This is a genomic window from Curtobacterium sp. MCPF17_002 (genome assembly GCF_003234115.2).
Taxonomy (GTDB): domain Bacteria; phylum Actinomycetota; class Actinomycetes; order Actinomycetales; family Microbacteriaceae; genus Curtobacterium.
The window spans coordinates 2,413,763-2,431,773 of sequence record NZ_CP126251.1 but is presented as its reverse complement, the minus strand read 5'-3'; the positions used below and the strand labels follow the sequence as shown (position 1 = coordinate 2,431,773).

Below are 18,011 nucleotides of genomic sequence, written 5' to 3'. Positions count from 1 at the left end.
ACCCCCGGCAAGGAGGCCGTCACGTGTCAGCAGCAACCGAGATCCCCGCCGCCATCCCGAACCCCCAGGGGATGGAACCGAAGCAACAGCGGCGCAAGGGCGGACTCAACGCCGAACACGGCCGATGGGCCGTGTACCTCATCGGTCCGACGATCGTGCTCCTCGCCATCGTCATCGGCTACCCCGTCGTCAGCGCGATCATCCAGTCGTTCCAGCTCGACCAGGGCCTCGACAAGACCACGCAACTGTTCGTGCAGGGCGGCTTCGCCGGCGTCACGAACTACGTGCACTGGCTCGGCCAGCAGTGCGGCAACACCGCCTGCCCGCCCGGCAGCATCGGCTCCCAGTTCTGGGTCTCGATGGGCAACACGTTCTTCTTCACCGTCGTGACCGTCGCGTTCGAGACCGTGATCGGCGTGTGGATGGCGATCATCATGAACCGCAACTTCAAGGGCCGCGCGCTCGTCCGTGCCGCGATCCTCGTGCCGTGGGCCATCCCGACGGCCGTGACCGCGAAGCTCTGGTACTTCATCTTCGACGCGAACGGCGTGCTCAACCACGTGCTCGGGCAGCAGATCCTCTGGACGAGTGGCGAGTGGTCGTCGCGGTGGGCGGTCATCATCGCCGACACCTGGAAGACCACGCCGTTCATGGCGCTGCTCATCCTCGCCGGCCTGCAGCTCATCCCCGAGGAGGTCTACGAAGCCGGCAAGATGGACGGCGCATCGACCTCGCAGCGGTTCTGGAACATCACGCTCCCGTTGATCCGGCCGGCGCTCATGGTCGCCGTCCTCTTCCGTGTGCTCGACGCCCTCCGCATGTACGACCTGCCGGCGATCCTCACCGGTGGTGGCGGCGGTTCCGGCACCGCGACGACGACGCTGTCCATCCTCGTGGTCGATCAGATCCGCCAGGGCTTCAACGCCGCGTCGGCGCTCTCCACGATCACGTTCCTCGTGATCTTCATCGTCGCGTTCGTCTTCGTCCGGTTCCTCGGGGCCAACGTGGTGCAGACGCAGGCAGCCCAGCAGAAGGGTGAGCTGAAGTGACCCTCGCAGCCGACCGACCCCGGTCAGTACCGTCCCTCGGCGAACGTGCTGGCGCACGCGCCGAAGTCCGCGTCCAGAAGCACACCGGACCACGGCTCCGCACCGGCATCCAGGCCACGGTCATCGCCGTCTGGTGCCTGCTGCCGTTCTACTGGATGGTCGTCACCTCGTTCCGCGACGTCGGGTTCACGTTCGACGCCACCCCGTGGCCGACCCACGTCACGCTCGACAACTACACGACCGCGTTCTCCACGGCGCTCGGAAACCACCTCGGGCGGGCGCTCGCGAACAGCCTGCTGATCGGCGGCACGGTGACGATCATCGCCCTGCTCGTCGGCACGAGCGCGGCCTACGCCCTGGCCCGGTTGGAGTTCAAGGGGAAGTCCCTCATCGCCGGCGCCATCCTGGCCGCGTCGATGTTCCCGGGCGTCGCGCTCATCTCCCCGCTGTTCCAGCTGTTCACGGACATCGGGTGGATGGGGTCGTACCAGGCACTCATCCTGCCGAGCATCTCGTTCGTCCTGCCCCTCACCGTGTACACGCTCGCGTCGTTCTTCCGCGAGATGCCGTGGGACCTCGAGGAAGCGGCCCGCATCGACGGGTGCACCCGCGTGCAGGCGTTCCGGCGGATCATCCTGCCGCTGGCCGCACCGGCCGTGTTCACGACCGCGATCCTGGCGTTCATCTCGTCCTGGAACGAGTACCTCATCTCGTCCCAGCTCTCGAGCGACGCCACGCAACCGGTCACCGTCGCGATCGCCGGCTTCCAGGGCACCGTCCCGCACCAGGAGCCGTACACCGCGGTGATGGCTGCGGGGACGATCGTCACGATCCCGCTCGTGATCCTCGTGCTCGTGTTCCAGCGGCGCATCGTGGCCGGCCTCACCGCCGGCGGCGTGAAGGGCTGACGACCATGGCACAGCGCGCGCCCCTCCGTCCCACCGCCCGCATCGAGGAGGCAATCGGCTTCGTCGGTCTGTTCGGCGTCCTGTTCCTCGGCGTCACCGTGTTCTGCGAGGTGACCGGGCGGCCGGCGCTCGGCTGGGCGCTCACCCTGCTCGTGTGCGTGCTCGGCGTCGTCGCGCTCGACCGCTGGCGGGTGTCGGTGCTCCGGCGCACGGCATCGGCCGAAGGCATCGGCGGGGCGCCCGCGGTCCCCGTCCGGCGTGGTCCGGCGCCGGCGCCGGCGGTCGGACGCGGAACGGCGGCACCCGCCGCCGACGCGCGCGTGCACCGACACGTCGGGTGGGACGAACTCGCACCCGCCGGACGGCAGCAGGTCCACGCGGCCCGACCGACGCCCGCGCCAGCGCGGACCGGCCCCGTCGGTGACGTGACGCGACCGTCGGACGGCTGACGGGCCTCCAGGCAGTGCGCATGGGCATCCAGGAGATCGCCACCGTCACCGGCCTGTCCAAGTCCACCGTGTCCCGCGCCCTGCGGGGGATGTCGAGCGTCGCCGACACCACGATCGACCACGTGCGGCGGGTCGCCGACGAACTCGGGTACGTGCCGAGCTCGGCGGCGGCCGGCCTCGCCACCGGACGGCAGCGCGCCGTCGGCGTCGTCGTGCCGGTGATCGACCGCTGGTTCTACGTGAAAGCACTCGGCGGGGTCGACGCCGAGCTGCGGCGGGCCGGGTACGACCTCGTGCTGTACAACCTCGGCGGGCCCGGGGGAGACCGCGACCGGGCGTTCCGACGTTCCATGCTGCGGCACCGGGTTGACGCCCTCGTCCTGCTGTCCCTCGTGCTCGACGAGACCGAACGCGCCGAACTCGAACTCAGCCGCCACCCGATGATCGTCATCGGCGGGCCGGCGCCGGGCCTCCGGAACGTCGGCGTCGACGACGTCGTGGTCGCCCGGATCGCCGTGGACCACCTCTGCTCGCTCGGCCACCGGGACATCGCCTACGTCGGCGGGCAGGACGAGGCCGGCATGAACGTCGCGGTGCCGTGGCTGCGGCGGGACGGGTTCGTGGAGGCCATGCACGCGCACGGGTTGGCGGTGCGGGAGGACTGGGTGCTCGACGGGCGGTTCTCGTTCGCGGGCGGGGTGGATGCGGGGCGGGCGTTGTTCGGGGCTCGCGTCGGGGGCGGTGCTGGTGATGGTGCTGCTGCTGGCGGTGCTGGCGCTGGCGCTGGCGGTGCTGGTGCTGGCGCTGGCGCTGGCGGTGCTGGTGCTGGCGCTGGCGGCGCTGCTGGCGGCGCGCGGCCGACCGCGGTGTTCTGCGCATCCGACGAGATGGCGCTCGGCGTGGTGCTCGCCGCCCAGTACGCCGGACTCTCCGTCCCCGCCGACGTCTCCGTGATGGGGATCGACGGGCACGAGTACGGCGAGGTCGTCGGGCTGACCACCGTGGCGCAGGACCCGGTCGCACAGGGGAGGGCTGCCGCGCGGGCGGTGCTCGCCGAGGTGGATGGTGCGGACGCCAGGTGGCTGCCGGCGTCGCCGGCGCACCTCGTGGTGCGGACGACGACGGCGCCGCCGCCGCGGTGAGGGGGAGTGGCGGTCGCGCCGCTGGTGCGGGGGAGCGGCGGTCGCGCCGCACAACCGAAGTCACCCGGAACCGCGGCGACTCACGGCTCGGACGCACTTGCGTTGTGCGCCGCCGCACGACGCGTCCCGCGCCCGCCGCGCGTAGGGTCGCCGCCATGGAGGTCACCAAGCTCGAACACGCCTGCCAGATCCTCACCGAGGGCGACGCGCGCCTCGTGATCGACCCCGGGAACTTCACCCGTCCGGTGGACGCGACCGGCGTCGTCGCCGTCGTGATCACGCACGAACACCCCGACCACGTCACACCGGAGCAGCTCAGCAGGATCCTGGACCGCAACCCCGGAGCCGTGGTCATCGGGCCGGCCGGGGTCGCCGCAACGCTCGCCGCAGCGCTCGCCGAAGCGAATGGCGACACGACGGCAGGCATCGTCGTCGACGTCGTCACGGACGGGGACCGCCGGACCGTCGGCCCCTTCGACCTCACCTTCCACGGCACGCGGCACAACGTCATCCACTCGAGCATCCCGGTGGTCGACAACACCGGCGTCCTCGTCAACGGCGTCCTCTTCTACCCGGGCGACTCCTACACGGATCCCGGGGTGCCCGTCGAAGTCCTCGCCGCACCCGTCGGCGCCCCGTGGCTCAAGGTCGCCGAGATGATGGACTACGTCGCCGCCGTCGCTCCCCGCCGTGCGTACCCCGTCCACGAGGCCACGCTCTCCGACATCGGGTACGGCATGCACACGGGCCGGCTCCGCGAGGCGGTCGAGCCCGGCGGGTCGCTCGTGGTCCTCGCGCCCGGTGAGTCCCTCACCGTCTGAGACGGACCTGCCTGGAGGCGCGGCTCACCTCCTCATGTCGCCGCCCCTCCGCGGGCGGTCGGCTCACAGACCGAGCCTGTCGCCTCCCTGACCGCGCAGGCGGTCGGTGACGATGCGCTGGAGCGCGAGTGCGTCCCACGGGGCGTGCTGCTCGGCGTCGTTGTCGAAGTACACGTACGTGTCCCGCCCGGCGTCGACGTGTCCGAGCACCGTGGTCGCCCACCGACCCAGGGCCTGTGGGGAGTAGCCGTCGTGGTACGTCCGGGGTGCGCCGTGCAGCCGGAGGTAGGCGATCGGCGCCCCCGTGTCGATCCGCAGCCGCGGGAAGTCGCCCGCGTGCGAGTCGACGAGCGTGGTGCCGTGCCGCCGGAGGACGTCGACGTGGTCGTCGGTCAGCCCCGCGGACCGCACCTCGAGCGCGTGGTGGACGGTGACCGCGGGGTCCTCCGCGTGCACGGCCGGGACCTTGACCTTGTCGTCGTGGAGTGCCGCGAGCTCGGCAGCAGCTCCGTGCGTCCGGGGGAGCAGTGCGAGGAAGGCGTCGAGCACCTCCGGCGTCGGCAGGAGCGCTTCGGGCAGCTGCCAGAGCACGGGCCCGAGCGTCTCGCCGAGCTCGAGCGGTCCGGAGGCGAAGAAGTTGGCGAGCGCCGTGTCGACGTTCCGGAGCCGGAGCATGTGCGTGACGTAGCGACCTCCCTTGAGCGCGAACCGGAACGTCGGCGGTGCCGCAGCACGCCACGCCCGGTACCGCTCCGGCCGCTGCAGGGAGTAGAACGACCCGTTGACCTCGACCGTCGGGAACCGCTCGGCCGCGTACTCGAGCCACTGCCGCTTCGGCACTCCCGCGGGGTAGAAGTCGCCGCGCCACGAGTCGTACTGCCACCCCGACAGGCCGATCCGTACCACCATCGCTCCACCGTATGCCCGCGGCGGCATGGCGGCACACCCGGGCGACACGCCTCGTTTTGGCTGCTGCGGTGGCTTGTGCAATACTTGTCGAGTTGTCGGAACGGCCCCATCGTATAGCGGCCTAGTACGCTGCCCTCTCACGGCGGTAACGCGGGTTCGAATCCCGCTGGGGTCACCACAGGTGGCTAGCCTCCGAGTCCGACAACGAGCATGAGTCCTCGCCCTGTGCGGGGACCGACGTGTGTGACGGCCCCATCGTATAGCGGCCTAGTACGCTGCCCTCTCACGGCGGTAACGCGGGTTCGAATCCCGCTGGGGTCACCACGACGAGAAGCCCTCCGGTTCGCCGGGGGGCTTTTCGCGTTCGTGCCGGCTCGCGCGCGGGGTCAGGTGCCGCGGGGTGTCCGTCCGAACAACGCCGAGGCATGGCGGACGACGGCGTCGACGATCTCCGCTCGCGTGCGCTGTTCCGTCCGGACGAGGACCGCGATGAGGTCCGCGCGCGTGGCCGCGAGGACCAGGTGCGCTGCGATGTCCGGGTCGCCGTCCACGTTCAGGTCTCGGAGCGCCGCGGAGACGACCGCGTGTGTGGCCTCGTACCCGGGCGCCGTGTACGGACTGGCGGTCCCGCTCTCGTGGGCCAGGCTGAGTGCAACGGTGTCGATCTTCGCGTCGATGACGGCTTCGAGGACGGCGAGGAGCCGCTCCGCCGCTGGTCCACCCGGGCCGAGCGGCGGAGAGCCGGACTGGATTGCGGCGAGGAGCGGCCCCGTCCGTTCGGCGACGAGTGCGCGGATGAGTCCGTCGCGGTCGCCGAACCGCCGGAACAGCGTTCCCTTGCCGACGCCGGCGGCCGCCGCGATCCGGTCCATCGACACGTCCGACGGCGATTCCGCCTGCTCGAAGAGCGCCCGAGCCGCGTCGAGCACCGCCTGCTCGTTCCGCCGAGCGTCGGCGCGCAGTGCTGGCATGGGGACCTCCATTGTGAAACGGACCGTCAGTCCGTATGCTGATCCGGACTACCGGTCCGATTCTAGGAGGATCCCGTGGACATGGAGAACGATCCGGTCAGGACGATCGAGAACGGACTGTCGGCGTTCGCAGCCGGCGACCTGGACCGATGGCTGGCGGTGTGCGCCGGCGACGTCGAGTTCGCGTTCCCCTTCGCACCGGAGGGACGACCGCGGGTGATCCGTGGCCGAGGAGCGGTCGAGGCCTACCTCCGCGGCGTCTCGGACGCCGCGACGGCCCGGACGATCCGCTCGTTGAAGACCTACCGCACCGACACCCCCGGCGTCGTCGTGGTCGAACTGACCGTGCGCGGCGAGCACCGTGACCCGACGGGTGAGCACCGCGGCACACCCGTCGTCCGGGACACGTCCTCCATCGCCGTCGTCTCCGTGCAGGACGGACGGATCAGCACCTACCGGGACTACTGGAACCCGCAGGGCGGTCGCACCGTGCCGACGGGAGTGGCCGCGTGAGCCGCCCGATGCGGGTCCTCGTCACCGGCGGGACGGGGAAGACGGGGGCCCGGGTCGCGAGCCTCCTCGCCGGACTCCCCGACGTGGTCCCGACGGTCGCGAGCCGCGGCACAGGACCGGCCGACACTGACACCGACACCGACACCGACACCGACACCGGCACCGGCACCGCCATCGGCACCGCCGCCGGTGCTGACGCCGTCCGGTTCGACTGGCACGATCCGGCATCGACCACCCGCGCGCTCGACGAGACGCACCCGGACGCGGTCTACCTGGTGGCACCTCCCCGAGACCCCGAACCGGTGCTTGCCATGCAGCCGTTCCTCGACGAGGCCAGGGATCGCGGGGTCCGACGCGCGGTGCTCCTCGGCGCGAAGCCCGTCGCAGCCGGTGACGGTGGACTCGGTGCGGTGTACGACGCGGTCGCGACGGCGTTCGACGAGTGGGCGATCCTCCGGCCGACCTGGTTCATGCAGGACTTCGTCACCGACCACCACCTCGCGACGATGGTGCGCGACGGCGTCCTGCGCACCGCGTCACCCACGGGCGGCAACGCGGGCAGGATCGCGTACATCGACGCCGAGGACATCGCCGCCGTCGCAGTGACCGCGCTCACCGCGTCTGACGTGCTCCGCAGTGAGCTGCTGCTCACGGGGCCGGAAGCGCTGACGCCGGACGAGGTCGCGTCGACCATCGGCCGGGAACTCCGACGCACCATCCGGGTCGAACGCGTCTCGGAACCCGAGCTCGCCGCGCACTTCGCCGAGCGGATGCCACCAGCACTCGCCGCCGCGTTGGCGCACGCCGACGCCACGTACTCTGACGCACGGCCGACGGACACCGTCGAGCGCGTCACCGGCCGGAGCCCCAGGACCCTCGCGTCCTTCGCGCACGACGAGCGCGGCGCGTTCACGGGGTGACCGTCTCTGCCAGTCTGGTGCCGTGACCAGTGTGGTGCAGCTCATCCGATCCGACGCACTCAGCGACGTGGCGGAGTACGCGTACGCGGCGACGGCGCCGGCTGATGCCCGGCTGGTGTTCCTCGCCGGCTCGTGCCCGATCGATGCCGACGGCGCGACGGTCGCCGTCGGGGACGTCCGTGGTCAGGCGGCGCAGTGCGTGGTGAACCTGCGGACCGCGCTCGCCGCAGCCGGTGCCGACCTCGGGGATCTCGTGCAGACGCGGGTGCTCGTCGCGTCGTCGCGGCAGGCCGACCTCGTCGCCGCGTGGCAGGTCGTCCGGGCAGCGATGGGGGACCACGACGTCCCGAGCGCGCTCCTCGGCGTGACCGTGCTCGGCTACGACGACCAGCTCGTCGAGGTCGAGGCGATCGCCGCCGTCGCCGCGACCCCGGGCGGCTGACCTTGTCGACCAACGACGCGGGACGCCACGAGCGCCCACCGCACCTGCGCTGGAGCCTGCTCGGGCTCGTGGCACTCGGCGGAGCGGTCGGGACCGGCATCCGAGCCGCGCTGGCCGGCGCGTTCCCGGCGCACGACGGCATCAGCTGGGTGATCCTCGCGATCAACGTCGTCGGGGCGTTCTGCCTCGGTCTCCTCCTCGAGGCCCTCGCGCACCGCGGTCCCGACGTCGGCCGGCGACGTGGTGTCCGGCTCTTGGTCGGCACCGGCGTCCTCGGCGGCTTCACGACGTACAGCACGCTCGCGGACGACACGGCGCGGCTGCTCGACGTGGGCCGGTGGGGTGCGGGCAGCGGCTACGCCCTGCTCTCCGTGGTCCTCGGGCTGCTCGCCGTCGTGGCCGGCACCTGGCTCGCGGCACGCCTCAGGCCGCGGCCCGCCGCCGACGGGAGCGCAGCGTGAACCCGATCGAACTCCTCCTCGTCGCCGTGGGCGGAGGAGTCGGGGCCGCGCTCCGGTTCCTCCTCGACGGGCTCGTCAAGGCGAGGGTGACGTCGTTCCCGCTCGGCACGCTCGTCATCAACGTGACCGGATCGCTCGTCCTCGGTGCCCTCACGGGGGCTGCTCAGGCGGGCACGCTCCCTCTCTCTGCGGTCGCTGTGCTCGGAACGGGCATGATGGGTGGGTACACGACGTTCTCGACGGCGAGCGTCGAGACCGTACAGCTCCTCCGAACCGGCAAGACCCGGCTCGCCGTCCTGAACGGCCTCGGGATGCTCGTCGTCTCGGTCGGCGCAGCTGCGCTCGGCCTCTGGCTCGGAAGGAACACATGACCTCGGAACGCCCCGGCGAACTCGTCCTCGTCCGTCACGGAGAGACGGTGTGGTCGAAGAGCGGCCAGCACACCGGTCGCACCGACATCCCGCTCACGGACAACGGCATCGAGCAGGCGAAGCGTGCCGGCCGGTTCCTGGCGGACCGCGAGTTCGCGCTCGCGCTGTCGAGTCCGCTGCAGCGTGCGCAGGAGACCGCACGGCTGGTCGGCGTCGACCCGGAGCTCGACGAGGACCTGTACGAGTGGGACTACGGCGCGTACGAGGGGCTCACGACGCCGCAGATCAAGGTGCTGCGCCACGGCCCGTGGGACCTCTGGACCGACGGCGTCCCGGCTGGCGACACCCCCGGGGAGAACGCCGCCGAGGTCCGTGTCCGTGTCGAGCGGATCCTCAACCGTGTTCGTCCGGTGCTCGCCGAGGGGGACGACGCGCTCGTCGTGGCCCACGGACACGTGCTCCGCGCGCTCGGAGCGGCCTGGATCCGGCTCGCACCGCAGGACGGCGCGGTGCTGAAGCTCGGCACGGCGACGGTGAGCACCCTCGGGTACGAGCACGGCCGCCCTGTCATCGACTCCTGGAACATCCAGCCCCGAGACTGACCCCGCACCCTCGCACCGTGCGAGGGTCCGCACTGGTCGTGCCCTCGCACGGTGCGAGGGTCCGCAGTGGTCGTGCGAGGTTCCGTACTCGGTGCGCCCCGCGAGGCCTCGCACCGAGTACGGAACCTCGCACCAGACCTGCGCTGAGGCGTGCGCCCGGCGAGGGCGCGCACCGAGTACGGAACCTCACACCAGACCTGCGGCGGACGCGGCAGCCCGTCAGACCGTCCGGACACCGGCCGTCGCGCCGAGGGCACGACCACGCCGGCGCTCGATGGCCCGCCCGACGAACAGCAGCGCCACGCTCACCAGCGCCCCGAGCGTCGTCTGCGCGATGCGGTCGAGCGCGAGGAGCTCCGGCGCCTCGGGCAGGCTCAGCCACGACACCGCGAGCGCCAACGGCGTGAGGAACAGCAGCGTCACGGCGTAGTTCCGCGCGACGAAGATCTCCGCGAAGAACTGACCCGTCACGGCGATGAGGACGATCCACCACGCCGACGGCTCGAGCAGCAGGATGCCGACGGCGATGATCGTCCCGCCGATCGTCCCGATGAAGCGCTGGAACGCCCGGAGGACGGTGTGCCGCTGGCGGAGCGCGGGCAGCGTGGACACGACGGCGATGACCGCCCAGTACGGGTGCCCGAGCCAGGGGATCGTGGAGGCGACGGCCCCGGCGACGAGCGACCCGACGACGTTGAGTCCGACGGTCTCCCAGAGCGCCGCGGTGCCGAGGACGGCCAGCGACCGGTGCTTGCGGGGTGTGAGCGGCCGGAACCGGTGCGGCGCCCGCGGGTGGAACACCCGGCGGAGGACCGACCCGGACATCGCCACGAGCCACGCCCACGCGACCGAGCAGACGATGATCGTCGCGACGAGCGGGACGTCGGCGGGTCGCAGCGGCACGAGCGCGGACACGACGAACGCGAACACCGGGAAGATCGGCTGCGCGGGGATGGCCTGCAGTGCGCTGAGCGTGCACACGGCGACGACCAGGACGACCACGAGGCCGACCGCCTGCAGCCAGAGCGGCGACCCGAGCAGGGCGACCCCGATGCCCGCGAACATGCACAGGGCCTGCATCGCACCCGCGATCCCGGTGGTGACGGCCCGCTGCCGGTAGGGCTCGGTCGCCCCGAAGATCGCCGTGAACCCCGCGAACATCGCGAACGCCGCGTACCCGGGCATCCCGAGGGCGATGAGCAGCGCGAGCGGTGCACCGCCGGCGATCGCGGCGCGTGCGGCGCCCTCGAAGTTGACGGTCCGGGTCGAGTGGGCAGCTGTCGTCATGGCGCGACCATCTTCCCACCGCGACGGGTGTCGTTCAGTCGAGCCGCGCCTCCAGGCTGTCCGCCACCCCGCGACGGGCGTTGGTATACCAACCTGCTAGACTCGCCCGATCACGCCGCACCAGCGGTGTCCGCAACGCCGCACCAGCGGCGACGACGAGAACGAGGAGGCCGAGCCGATGGGAAAGACGCTCGCCGAGAAGGTGTGGGACGACCACGTCGTGGTCAAGGGCGAGGACGGGAACCCCGACCTCCTCTACATCGACCTCCACCTCGTGCACGAGGTCACCAGCCCGCAGGCGTTCGACGGCCTGCGCCAGGCCGGCCGACCCGTGCGCCGACTCGACCTCACGATCGCGACCGAGGACCACAACACCCCGACCCTCGCGATCGACCGGCCCATCGCCGACCCGACCAGCCGGATCCAGATCGAGACCCTGCGTCGCAACTGCGAGGAGTTCGGCGTCCGCCTGCACTCGCTGGGCGACAAGGAGCAGGGCATCGTCCACGTCGTCGGACCGCAGCTCGGCCTGACCATGCCGGGCATCACCGTGGTCTGCGGCGACTCGCACACCAGCACCCACGGGGCCTTCGGCGCGATGGCGTTCGGCATCGGCACGTCCGAGGTCGAGCACGTCCTCGCCACGCAGACCCTGCCGCTGAAGCCGTTCAAGACGATGGCGATCACGGTCGAGGGCGCGCTGCGCCCGGGGGTGACGGCGAAGGACATCATCCTGGCCGTCATCGCGAAGATCGGCACCGGTGGCGGACAGGGCTACGTGCTCGAGTACCGCGGCTCCGCGATCCGCGCGCTCTCGATGGAGGGCCGCATGACGATCTGCAACATGTCGATCGAGGCCGGCGCCCGCGCCGGCATGGTCGCCCCCGACCAGATCACCTACGAGTACGTCCAGGGCCGCGACCACGCACCGACCGGTCAGGACTGGGACGACGCCGTCGCGTACTGGGAGACCCTCGCCACCGACGACGACGCCGTGTTCGACGCCGAGGTGTTCATCGACGCCGACGAGCTCGAGCCCTTCGTCACCTGGGGCACGAACCCCGGCCAGGGCGTGTCGCTGTCCGAGAGCGTGCCGGACCCGGCCGACTACAGCGACCCCAACGACCAGGCCGCCGCACGCCGCGCCCTGGAGTACATGGACATCACCGCAGGCACCCCGATGAAGGACATCGCGGTCGACGCGGTGTTCATGGGTTCGTGCACGAACTCCCGCATCGAGGACCTGCGGGCCTTCGCGTCGATCATCAAGGGCCGGACCAAGGCCGACGGCGTGCGCGTGATGGTCGTTCCCGGGTCCGCCCGGGTACGGCTCGAGGCCGAGGCCGAGGGGCTCGACAAGGTGTTCACCGACTTCGGCGCGGAGTGGCGGTTCGCCGGCTGCTCGATGTGCCTCGGGATGAACCCCGACCAGCTCGCACCGGGGGAGCGCTGCGCCTCCACCTCGAACCGCAACTTCGAGGGACGCCAGGGCAAGGGCGGCCGCACCCACCTGGTGTCGCCGCTCGTCGCCGCCGCCACCGCGGTGCGCGGCACACTGTCCAGCCCGTGGGACCTGGAGAGCTCCGAAGCGAACGTCGTCCTGGAAGGGGCCGTCTGATGGACAAGATCACCACCGTCACGGGCATCGCCGCACCGCTGAAGCGGTCGAACGTCGACACCGACCAGATCATCCCCGCCGTCTACCTCAAGCGCGTCACGAAGACCGGCTTCGAGGACGCGCTGTTCGCCGGGTGGCGGCAGGACGAGTCGTTCGTGCTCAACCAGCCCGCCTTCCAGGGTGCTGCCGTCCTGGTGGCGGGCCCGGACTTCGGCACGGGTTCGTCGCGCGAGCACGCCGTCTGGGCGCTCCGGGACTTCGGCTTCAAGGTCGTCGTCTCGCCCCGGTTCGCGGACATCTTCAAGGGCAACGCGGGCAAGCAGGGACTGGTCACCGCAATCGTGACCGAACCGGAAGTCGAGCGCCTGTGGGCCGCCATCGAGGCGAACCCGGGCATCGAGGCGACGGTCGACCTCGGCACGCAGCGCGTGTCGCTGGGGGATGTGGACGTCCCCTTCGAGATCGACGCTTACACTCGTTGGCGGTTGATGGAAGGGCTCGACGACATCGGGCTCACCCTCCGTGACGAGACCTCGATCACGGAGTTCGAATCCCGCCGCTCCAGATGGCGGCCGAAGACATTGCCGGTGAAGTAGTGAACTCTCTCGTACAGGACGCAGCAGCCGCAGGGGCGCGCGTGGGCCTCAAGTCGGACGAGATCGTCATCCGCGGGGGCAAGCCGCTCGTGGGGCGCATCGAGGTCCGTGGGGCGAAGAACCTCGCGACCAAGGCCATGGTGGCGTCGCTGCTCGGTGACACCCCGTCGATCCTCAAGGACGTCCCGGACATCTCGGACGTCAAGGTGGTCCGCGGACTGCTCGAGGTGCACGGCGTGCGCATCACCGATCCTGCACGAGGCGAGCTCATCCTCGACCCGTCGAACGTCGAGTCGGCGCACTTCGCCGAGATCGACGCGCACGCCGGTTCGAGCCGCATCCCGATCCTGTTCTGCGGTCCGCTGCTGCACAAGCTCGGTGAGGCGTTCATCCCCGACCTCGGCGGCTGCCGCATCGGAGACCGCCCGATCGACTTCCACCTCGACGCCCTCCGCGCCATGGGTGCCGTCGTCGACAAGCAGGTCAACGGCATCCACCTGACGGCCCCGGACGGCCTCAAGGGCGCGTACATCGAGCTGCCCTACCCGAGCGTCGGCGCGACCGAGCAGGTCCTGCTCTCCGCCACGCTCGCCGAGGGCGTCACCGAGCTCCGGAACGCGGCGATCGAGCCCGAGATCATGGACCTCATCGCGATCCTGCAGAAGATGGGCGCGATCGTCTCCGTCGAGCCGAACCGGGTCATCTTCATCGAGGGCGTCTCGTCGCTCCGCGGCTACACGCACCGGGCCATCAACGACCGCAACGAGGCCGCCAGCTGGGCCTCCGCCGCGCTCGCCACCAACGGCGACATCTTCGTCGAGGGTGCGAAGCAGCAGGAGCTCATGACGTTCCTCAACGTCTTCCGCAAGGTCGGCGGCGGGTTCGACATCCAGGAGGACGGCATCCGGTTCTACCGCGAGCTGGACACCCTCAAGCCCGTCGTCATCGAGACCGACGTGCACCCCGGCTTCATGACGGACTGGCAGCAGCCGCTGATCGTCGCGCTGACCCAGGCCGAGGGCCGGAGCATCGTGCACGAGACCGTGTACGAGAACCGTTTCGGCTTCACCGACGCCCTCAACGAGATGGGTGCCGACATCGTCGTGCACAAGGAGGGACTGCCCGGTCACGACCGTCGCGTCGCCCGCCGTCCGTTCGAGCAGGCTGCGGTCATCACCGGCCCGACGACGCTGCACGCCGCGAACGTCCGCGTCCCCGACCTGCGTGGCGGCTTCAGCCACCTCATCGCGGCGCTCACCGCCGACGGCGAGTCCCACATCACGAACGTCGGCATCATCAGCCGTGGCTACGAGCACTTCATCCCGAAGCTGCGGAAGCTCGGGGCCGACTTCGACTTCGCGGGCTGAGCGCGGTGCGGGCTGAAGGAAGAGACGACGGCCTGGAGGCGCGGCGTGCGTCCGCCTCGGACGTCGCGACCGGTACGCCGGTGCGTGGGCGCCGGTGGCGACGCGGTGAGCTGAACGCCGCCTTCCGCATCGTCGCGTCCATCGTCATCCCGACGTTCCGGTTCTCCGCCCGGTACCACTGGCACGGCCCGAACCGCCTGCCGGCGGACGGGGCGTTCGTCCTGGCGCCGAACCACTTCACGAACATCGACCCGCTCGTGGTCGGCACCGCCGTGTACCTCAGCAAGCGTGCGCCGCGGTTCCTCGCGAAGGCGTCCCTCTTCACGGTGCCGGTCGTCGGCAAGCTGATGTCCGGGATGGGTCAGATCCCCGTCGAGCGCTCGGGCCGCACCCGGTTGAGCGACCCGCTCGGCGGCGGTCGGTCGCTCGTCGAGCAGGGCGGCGCGATCATCGTCTACCCCGAGGGCACCCTGACGCGTGACCCGGACCTGTGGCCGATGCGCGGCAAGACCGGTGCGGTCCGGATCGCCCTCGAGAACGACGTCCCCCTCATCCCGATGGCCCACTGGGGCACGCAGAAGATCATGGCGCGCTACGGCAAGCGGCTCCGGCTCATCCCGCCGTCCCGCGTCGACGTGATCGTCGGGGACCCGGTCGACCTGTCCGCCTACCGAGGCCGGCCGATCGACCAGCAGATGCTCGGCGAGGCGACCGAACTCGTGATGCGGCACATCACCGCGCTCCTCGAGGAGCTCCGCGGCGAGCAGGCGCCCACGACCCGCTGGGACCCGGCGGCGAACAACCAGAAGGAGACCGGCCGGTTTGAGTGACCAGGGACCGGGCCTCCGCCCGCACGAAGACCGCCCGGACCCCGCCGTCGCGGCACCCGGAGCGTTCGACACGGCTGCGATCCGCGTCGTCATGCAGTCCACCGACAAGCCGCGCGTCGCCGTCATCGGTGCCGGCAGCTGGGGCACCACCTTCGCGAAGGTCCTCGCCGAGGGCGGTGCCACCACGGTCGTGTGGGCACGCCGTCCCGAGGTCGCGCGCGAGATCACCGAGACCAAGCGCAACTCCGAGTACCTGCCCGGCATCAACCTGCCCCGGACGCTCACCGCGTCGACGTCGCTCGAGCGGGTGCTCGACGGCGCCTCGCAGGTGTACGTCTCGGTGCCGTCGCAGACGCTGCGCTCGAACCTCGCCGCGATCCGTGCGCTCCTCGGCCCGGACGTGCCCGTCGTCAGCCTCATGAAGGGCGTGGAGAAGGGCACCGGGCTCCGGATGAGCGAGGTCCTGCTCGAGGGCCTCGGCATCGACCAGGACCGCATCGCCGTCGCGAGCGGGCCGAACCTCGCGCTCGAGATCGCCCGACGGCAGCCGACCGCGGCCGTGGTGTCGTCGTCCTCCGCCGAGACCGCCACCGCCGTGGCCGCGGTGGCGACGAACCCGTACTTCCGGTCGTTCATCAACACCGACGTCATCGGCACCGAGTTCGGTGGCGTGCTCAAGAACCTCATCGCCGTCGCGATCGGCATCGTGGACGGCGTCGGCTACGGCGAGAACACCAAGGCGTCGATCATCACCCGCGGCCTCGCCGAGATGACCGACTTCGCGGTGTCCCTCGGTGCGCAGCCGTCCACGCTGTCCGGGCTCGCGGGCCTCGGCGACCTCATCGCCACGTGCCAGTCGCCCCTGTCACGGAACAACACCGCCGGTCGACTGCTCGGTCAGGGGTACCGCTTCGACGAGGTCGTGCGGCAGATGAACCAGACCGCCGAGGGCCTGGCGTCGGTCGCGCCGATCCTCGAGCTGGCCGCCGCGAACGGCGTCGACATGCCCATCGTGGGGCAGGTCGCCGAGGTCCTCGCCGGTAGGCTCGATCCGCGCAACATCGCGCCGCACCTCACCGAGACCGACGAGCCCCAGGGCGAGTGAACGGTCCGGTCGTGGCCACGACCTCCGAGGGGACACCCATGTCAACGACCACCGTCGCCGTGCTGTTCGGCGGGCGCTCCAGCGAGCACGAGATCAGCTGCGTGACCGCCGGCGGCATCATGGACGTCGTCGACCGGACCGAGTACGCGCTCGTCCCGATCGGGATCACGAAGGACGGCGCGTTCACGCTGCAGTCCGACGACCCGGCGCAGTGGACGTTGCGCGACGGCGTGCTCCCCACCGTCCCGGACAACGGCACGCGCGTCGCGTTCCCGACCTCCCCGGCGTCGAACGAACTCGTCGTGTCGCACCCGGACGGCACCGTCACGGGCATCGCGATCGACGTGGTGTTCCCGATCCTGCACGGCCCGTTCGGCGAGGACGGCACGATACAGGGGCTCCTCGAGATCGCCGGGCTGCCGTACGTGGGCGACGGGGTGCTCGCGAGCGCCCTGGCGATGGACAAGCACGTCGCGAAGGCCGTCCTCGAGCACGCCGGACTCCGTGTCGCACCCTGGACCACCGTGCTCCGCCGCGAGTGGGCTGCCGACCCGGTCGACGTCGCCGAGGCCATCGCCGCCCACGGGTGGCCGCTGTTCGTGAAGCCGGCTCGCGCCGGATCGAGCATGGGGGTGTCCCGCGTGGACGAGCCCGCACAGCTCGGGGCAGCGATGGCCCTGGCGTTCGAGCACGACTCCAAGGTCATCGTCGAGCCCCGGGTGATCGGCCGCGAGGTCGAGGTCGCCGTGCTCGAGGGTCGCGACGGTGTCCCGCGCACGAGCCTGCCCGGCGAGATCGTCGTCGCCGAGGACGGCTTCTACGACTTCGCCTCGAAGTACCTCGGCGGGGACGAGTCGCTGCTCTGCCCGGCGCCCCTCACCGAGGCCGAGACGGACGAGATCCGGTCGATCGGTGCCCGTGCCTTCGAGGCGATCGGTGGTGCCGGACTCGCCCGCGTCGACTGCTTCCTGACCGATGACGGCTTCGTCGTGAACGAGGTCAACACCATGCCGGGCTTCACGCCGCTGTCGATGTACCCGCGCTGCTGGGCGGCGTCCGGGGTGTCCTACGGCGAGCTCGTCACGGAGCTCATCGAGCTGGGGCGCGCCGCAGTCCGCTGACGGCCTGGTGGTCCGGGCCGATCAGCCCTGCACGTCGGACGGGTCGAGGCACTTGTGGCCGTCCTTCGGCAGCGTCGACACGGCGTCGGAAAGGTCCTGCACGACCTGGCTCGTCGTCTTCGTCGAGTCGATGACGACCTGCACCGCGGGGGAGCGGCCGAACGTCGTGTAGACGATCTGCTTCCCACGGTCGTCGCGGATCCAGTCCACGCCGCCCTGGTCGAAGCAAGGCAGGTCGGACACCGTCGGCACCGCGACGCCGCAGTGGTAGATGGCCGCTTCCGGGTCGCCCCACGCGGCCGTCGACTGGGCGTTCGTGTTCCGGAGGTCGAACTTCGTGTCCACCGCAGCCGGCAGCCGGACCTGCACGGCCGCACACGCGGCGGCGTCGGCGGAGGGAGCCGGGGACATCGCGACGGCGTTCGTGCAGCCCGTGAGTCCTGCGGCGACGGCGACCACGACGGCCGCGATCGCGATCTTCCGGGTGGGGCGGCGCACGGTGTCCATCGACGTCCAGGCTACCGTTCTC

Annotated in this window: 21 protein-coding genes and 2 tRNA genes; 19 read left to right on the top strand and 4 right to left on the bottom strand. The window is 71.1% G+C overall.

What is annotated here, in order from left to right; all coding sequences use genetic code 11:
* The first annotated feature begins 71 nt into the window (after nucleotides 1-71).
* From DEJ28_RS11345 to DEJ28_RS11325, 5 genes are all read left to right on the top strand, one after another.
* Entirely contained in the window at nucleotides 72-1,049 is a 978-nt protein-coding gene (locus tag DEJ28_RS11345) for a carbohydrate ABC transporter permease (RefSeq protein ID WP_111115714.1), read from the top strand.
* The gene (locus DEJ28_RS11340; RefSeq protein WP_258368071.1) at nucleotides 1,046-1,957 is read left to right on the top strand and encodes a carbohydrate ABC transporter permease; all 912 of its coding nucleotides are present in this window, start codon (nucleotides 1,046-1,048) and stop codon (nucleotides 1,955-1,957) included. Before DEJ28_RS11345 ends, DEJ28_RS11340 begins: the two co-directional genes overlap by 4 nt.
* A 5-nt stretch (nucleotides 1,958-1,962) precedes the next feature.
* Nucleotides 1,963-2,406 (top strand): hypothetical protein, encoded by a 444-nt coding sequence (locus DEJ28_RS11335; protein ID WP_111115715.1) that lies wholly within the window; start codon nucleotides 1,963-1,965, stop codon nucleotides 2,404-2,406.
* Nucleotides 2,407-2,426: 20 nt separating this feature from the next.
* Nucleotides 2,427-3,548: a LacI family DNA-binding transcriptional regulator gene (locus DEJ28_RS11330; RefSeq protein WP_111115716.1), complete on the top strand. Its 1,122-nt coding sequence runs from the start codon at nucleotides 2,427-2,429 to the stop codon at nucleotides 3,546-3,548.
* 155 nt (nucleotides 3,549-3,703) lie between these two features.
* Nucleotides 3,704-4,369, top strand: coding sequence for an MBL fold metallo-hydrolase (locus DEJ28_RS11325; protein ID WP_111115717.1), 666 nt, complete (start codon nucleotides 3,704-3,706; stop codon nucleotides 4,367-4,369).
* A 63-nt stretch (nucleotides 4,370-4,432) separates the two neighbouring features.
* Here the strand turns inward: DEJ28_RS11325 and DEJ28_RS11320 are convergent, their stop codons facing one another.
* Entirely contained in the window at nucleotides 4,433-5,278 is an 846-nt protein-coding gene (locus DEJ28_RS11320; protein WP_111115718.1) for a DUF72 domain-containing protein, read from the bottom strand.
* A gap of 102 nt (nucleotides 5,279-5,380) precedes the next feature.
* Here DEJ28_RS11320 and DEJ28_RS11315 point away from each other — a divergent pair.
* Together DEJ28_RS11315 and DEJ28_RS11310 are read left to right on the top strand one after the other, a co-directional pair.
* Nucleotides 5,381-5,456: transfer RNA gene (locus DEJ28_RS11315), tRNA-Glu, on the top strand.
* 70 nt (nucleotides 5,457-5,526) lie between these two features.
* A tRNA-Glu gene (locus DEJ28_RS11310) sits at nucleotides 5,527-5,602 on the top strand.
* Nucleotides 5,603-5,664: 62 nt separating this feature from the next.
* Here DEJ28_RS11310 and DEJ28_RS11305 read toward each other — a convergent pair.
* Nucleotides 5,665-6,249 (bottom strand): TetR/AcrR family transcriptional regulator, encoded by a 585-nt coding sequence (locus DEJ28_RS11305; protein WP_111115784.1) that lies wholly within the window; start codon nucleotides 6,247-6,249, stop codon nucleotides 5,665-5,667.
* Nucleotides 6,250-6,330: 81 nt separating this feature from the next.
* Between DEJ28_RS11305 and DEJ28_RS11300 the strand changes: the two genes are divergently transcribed.
* Genes DEJ28_RS11300 through DEJ28_RS11275 form a run of 6 tightly spaced genes read left to right on the top strand, consistent with a single transcriptional unit; the run spans nucleotide 6,331 to nucleotide 9,558 of the window.
* Nucleotides 6,331-6,762, top strand: coding sequence for a nuclear transport factor 2 family protein (locus DEJ28_RS11300; RefSeq protein WP_111115719.1), 432 nt, complete (start codon nucleotides 6,331-6,333; stop codon nucleotides 6,760-6,762).
* Nucleotides 6,759-7,682, top strand: coding sequence for an NAD-dependent epimerase/dehydratase family protein (locus DEJ28_RS11295; protein WP_146248856.1), 924 nt, complete (start codon nucleotides 6,759-6,761; stop codon nucleotides 7,680-7,682). The genes DEJ28_RS11300 and DEJ28_RS11295 overlap by 4 nt, the downstream gene beginning before the upstream one ends.
* Nucleotides 7,683-7,704: 22 nt before the next feature.
* On the top strand, nucleotides 7,705-8,124 hold the full coding sequence (locus DEJ28_RS11290; RefSeq protein ID WP_111115721.1) for a Rid family hydrolase: 420 nt from the start codon (nucleotides 7,705-7,707) through the stop codon (nucleotides 8,122-8,124).
* Nucleotides 8,125-8,126: 2 nt separating this feature from the next.
* The gene (locus DEJ28_RS11285) at nucleotides 8,127-8,585 is read left to right on the top strand and encodes a fluoride efflux transporter FluC (protein ID WP_258368072.1); all 459 of its coding nucleotides are present in this window, start codon (nucleotides 8,127-8,129) and stop codon (nucleotides 8,583-8,585) included.
* Nucleotides 8,582-8,956 carry a fluoride efflux transporter CrcB gene (crcB, locus tag DEJ28_RS11280; RefSeq protein WP_111115722.1) on the top strand — a complete coding sequence of 125 codons (375 nt, stop codon included), beginning with the start codon at nucleotides 8,582-8,584 and terminating at the stop codon, nucleotides 8,954-8,956. Before DEJ28_RS11285 ends, crcB begins: the two co-directional genes overlap by 4 nt.
* Nucleotides 8,953-9,558 carry a histidine phosphatase family protein gene (locus DEJ28_RS11275; protein ID WP_111115723.1) on the top strand — a complete coding sequence of 202 codons (606 nt, stop codon included), beginning with the start codon at nucleotides 8,953-8,955 and terminating at the stop codon, nucleotides 9,556-9,558. Before crcB ends, DEJ28_RS11275 begins: the two co-directional genes overlap by 4 nt.
* A 219-nt stretch (nucleotides 9,559-9,777) precedes the next feature.
* On the opposite strand, the gene DEJ28_RS11270 is transcribed toward DEJ28_RS11275, so the two are convergent.
* On the bottom strand, nucleotides 9,778-10,845 hold the full coding sequence (locus DEJ28_RS11270) for an FUSC family protein (protein ID WP_111115724.1): 1,068 nt from the start codon (nucleotides 10,843-10,845) through the stop codon (nucleotides 9,778-9,780).
* 178 nt (nucleotides 10,846-11,023) lie between these two features.
* Here DEJ28_RS11270 and leuC point away from each other — a divergent pair, with 178 nt between their 5' ends.
* The 6 genes from leuC to DEJ28_RS11240 all read left to right on the top strand — a co-directional run bounded on the left by leuC (nucleotide 11,024) and on the right by DEJ28_RS11240 (nucleotide 17,482).
* On the top strand, nucleotides 11,024-12,463 hold the full coding sequence (gene leuC, locus DEJ28_RS11265) for a 3-isopropylmalate dehydratase large subunit (protein ID WP_111115725.1): 1,440 nt from the start codon (nucleotides 11,024-11,026) through the stop codon (nucleotides 12,461-12,463).
* Entirely contained in the window at nucleotides 12,463-13,059 is a 597-nt protein-coding gene (leuD, locus tag DEJ28_RS11260; protein WP_111115726.1) for a 3-isopropylmalate dehydratase small subunit, read from the top strand. The genes leuC and leuD overlap by 1 nt, the downstream gene beginning before the upstream one ends.
* On the top strand, nucleotides 13,059-14,426 hold the full coding sequence (gene murA / locus DEJ28_RS11255; RefSeq protein ID WP_111115727.1) for a UDP-N-acetylglucosamine 1-carboxyvinyltransferase: 1,368 nt from the start codon (nucleotides 13,059-13,061) through the stop codon (nucleotides 14,424-14,426). The genes leuD and murA overlap by 1 nt, the downstream gene beginning before the upstream one ends.
* 80 nt (nucleotides 14,427-14,506) lie before the next feature.
* A complete protein-coding gene (locus DEJ28_RS11250) occupies nucleotides 14,507-15,256 on the top strand; it encodes a lysophospholipid acyltransferase family protein (RefSeq protein ID WP_258368073.1) in 750 nt (249 codons plus the stop codon).
* A complete protein-coding gene (locus tag DEJ28_RS11245) occupies nucleotides 15,249-16,361 on the top strand; it encodes an NAD(P)H-dependent glycerol-3-phosphate dehydrogenase (protein ID WP_111115729.1) in 1,113 nt (370 codons plus the stop codon). The genes DEJ28_RS11250 and DEJ28_RS11245 overlap by 8 nt, the downstream gene beginning before the upstream one ends.
* Before the next feature lie 38 nt (nucleotides 16,362-16,399).
* A complete protein-coding gene (locus DEJ28_RS11240; RefSeq protein ID WP_111115786.1) occupies nucleotides 16,400-17,482 on the top strand; it encodes a D-alanine--D-alanine ligase family protein in 1,083 nt (360 codons plus the stop codon).
* Between the two features lie 21 nt (nucleotides 17,483-17,503).
* On the opposite strand, the gene DEJ28_RS11235 is transcribed toward DEJ28_RS11240, so the two are convergent.
* The gene (locus DEJ28_RS11235; RefSeq protein ID WP_111115730.1) at nucleotides 17,504-17,989 is read right to left on the bottom strand and encodes a DUF3515 family protein; all 486 of its coding nucleotides are present in this window, start codon (nucleotides 17,987-17,989) and stop codon (nucleotides 17,504-17,506) included.
* Nucleotides 17,990-18,011 lie beyond the last annotated feature (22 nt).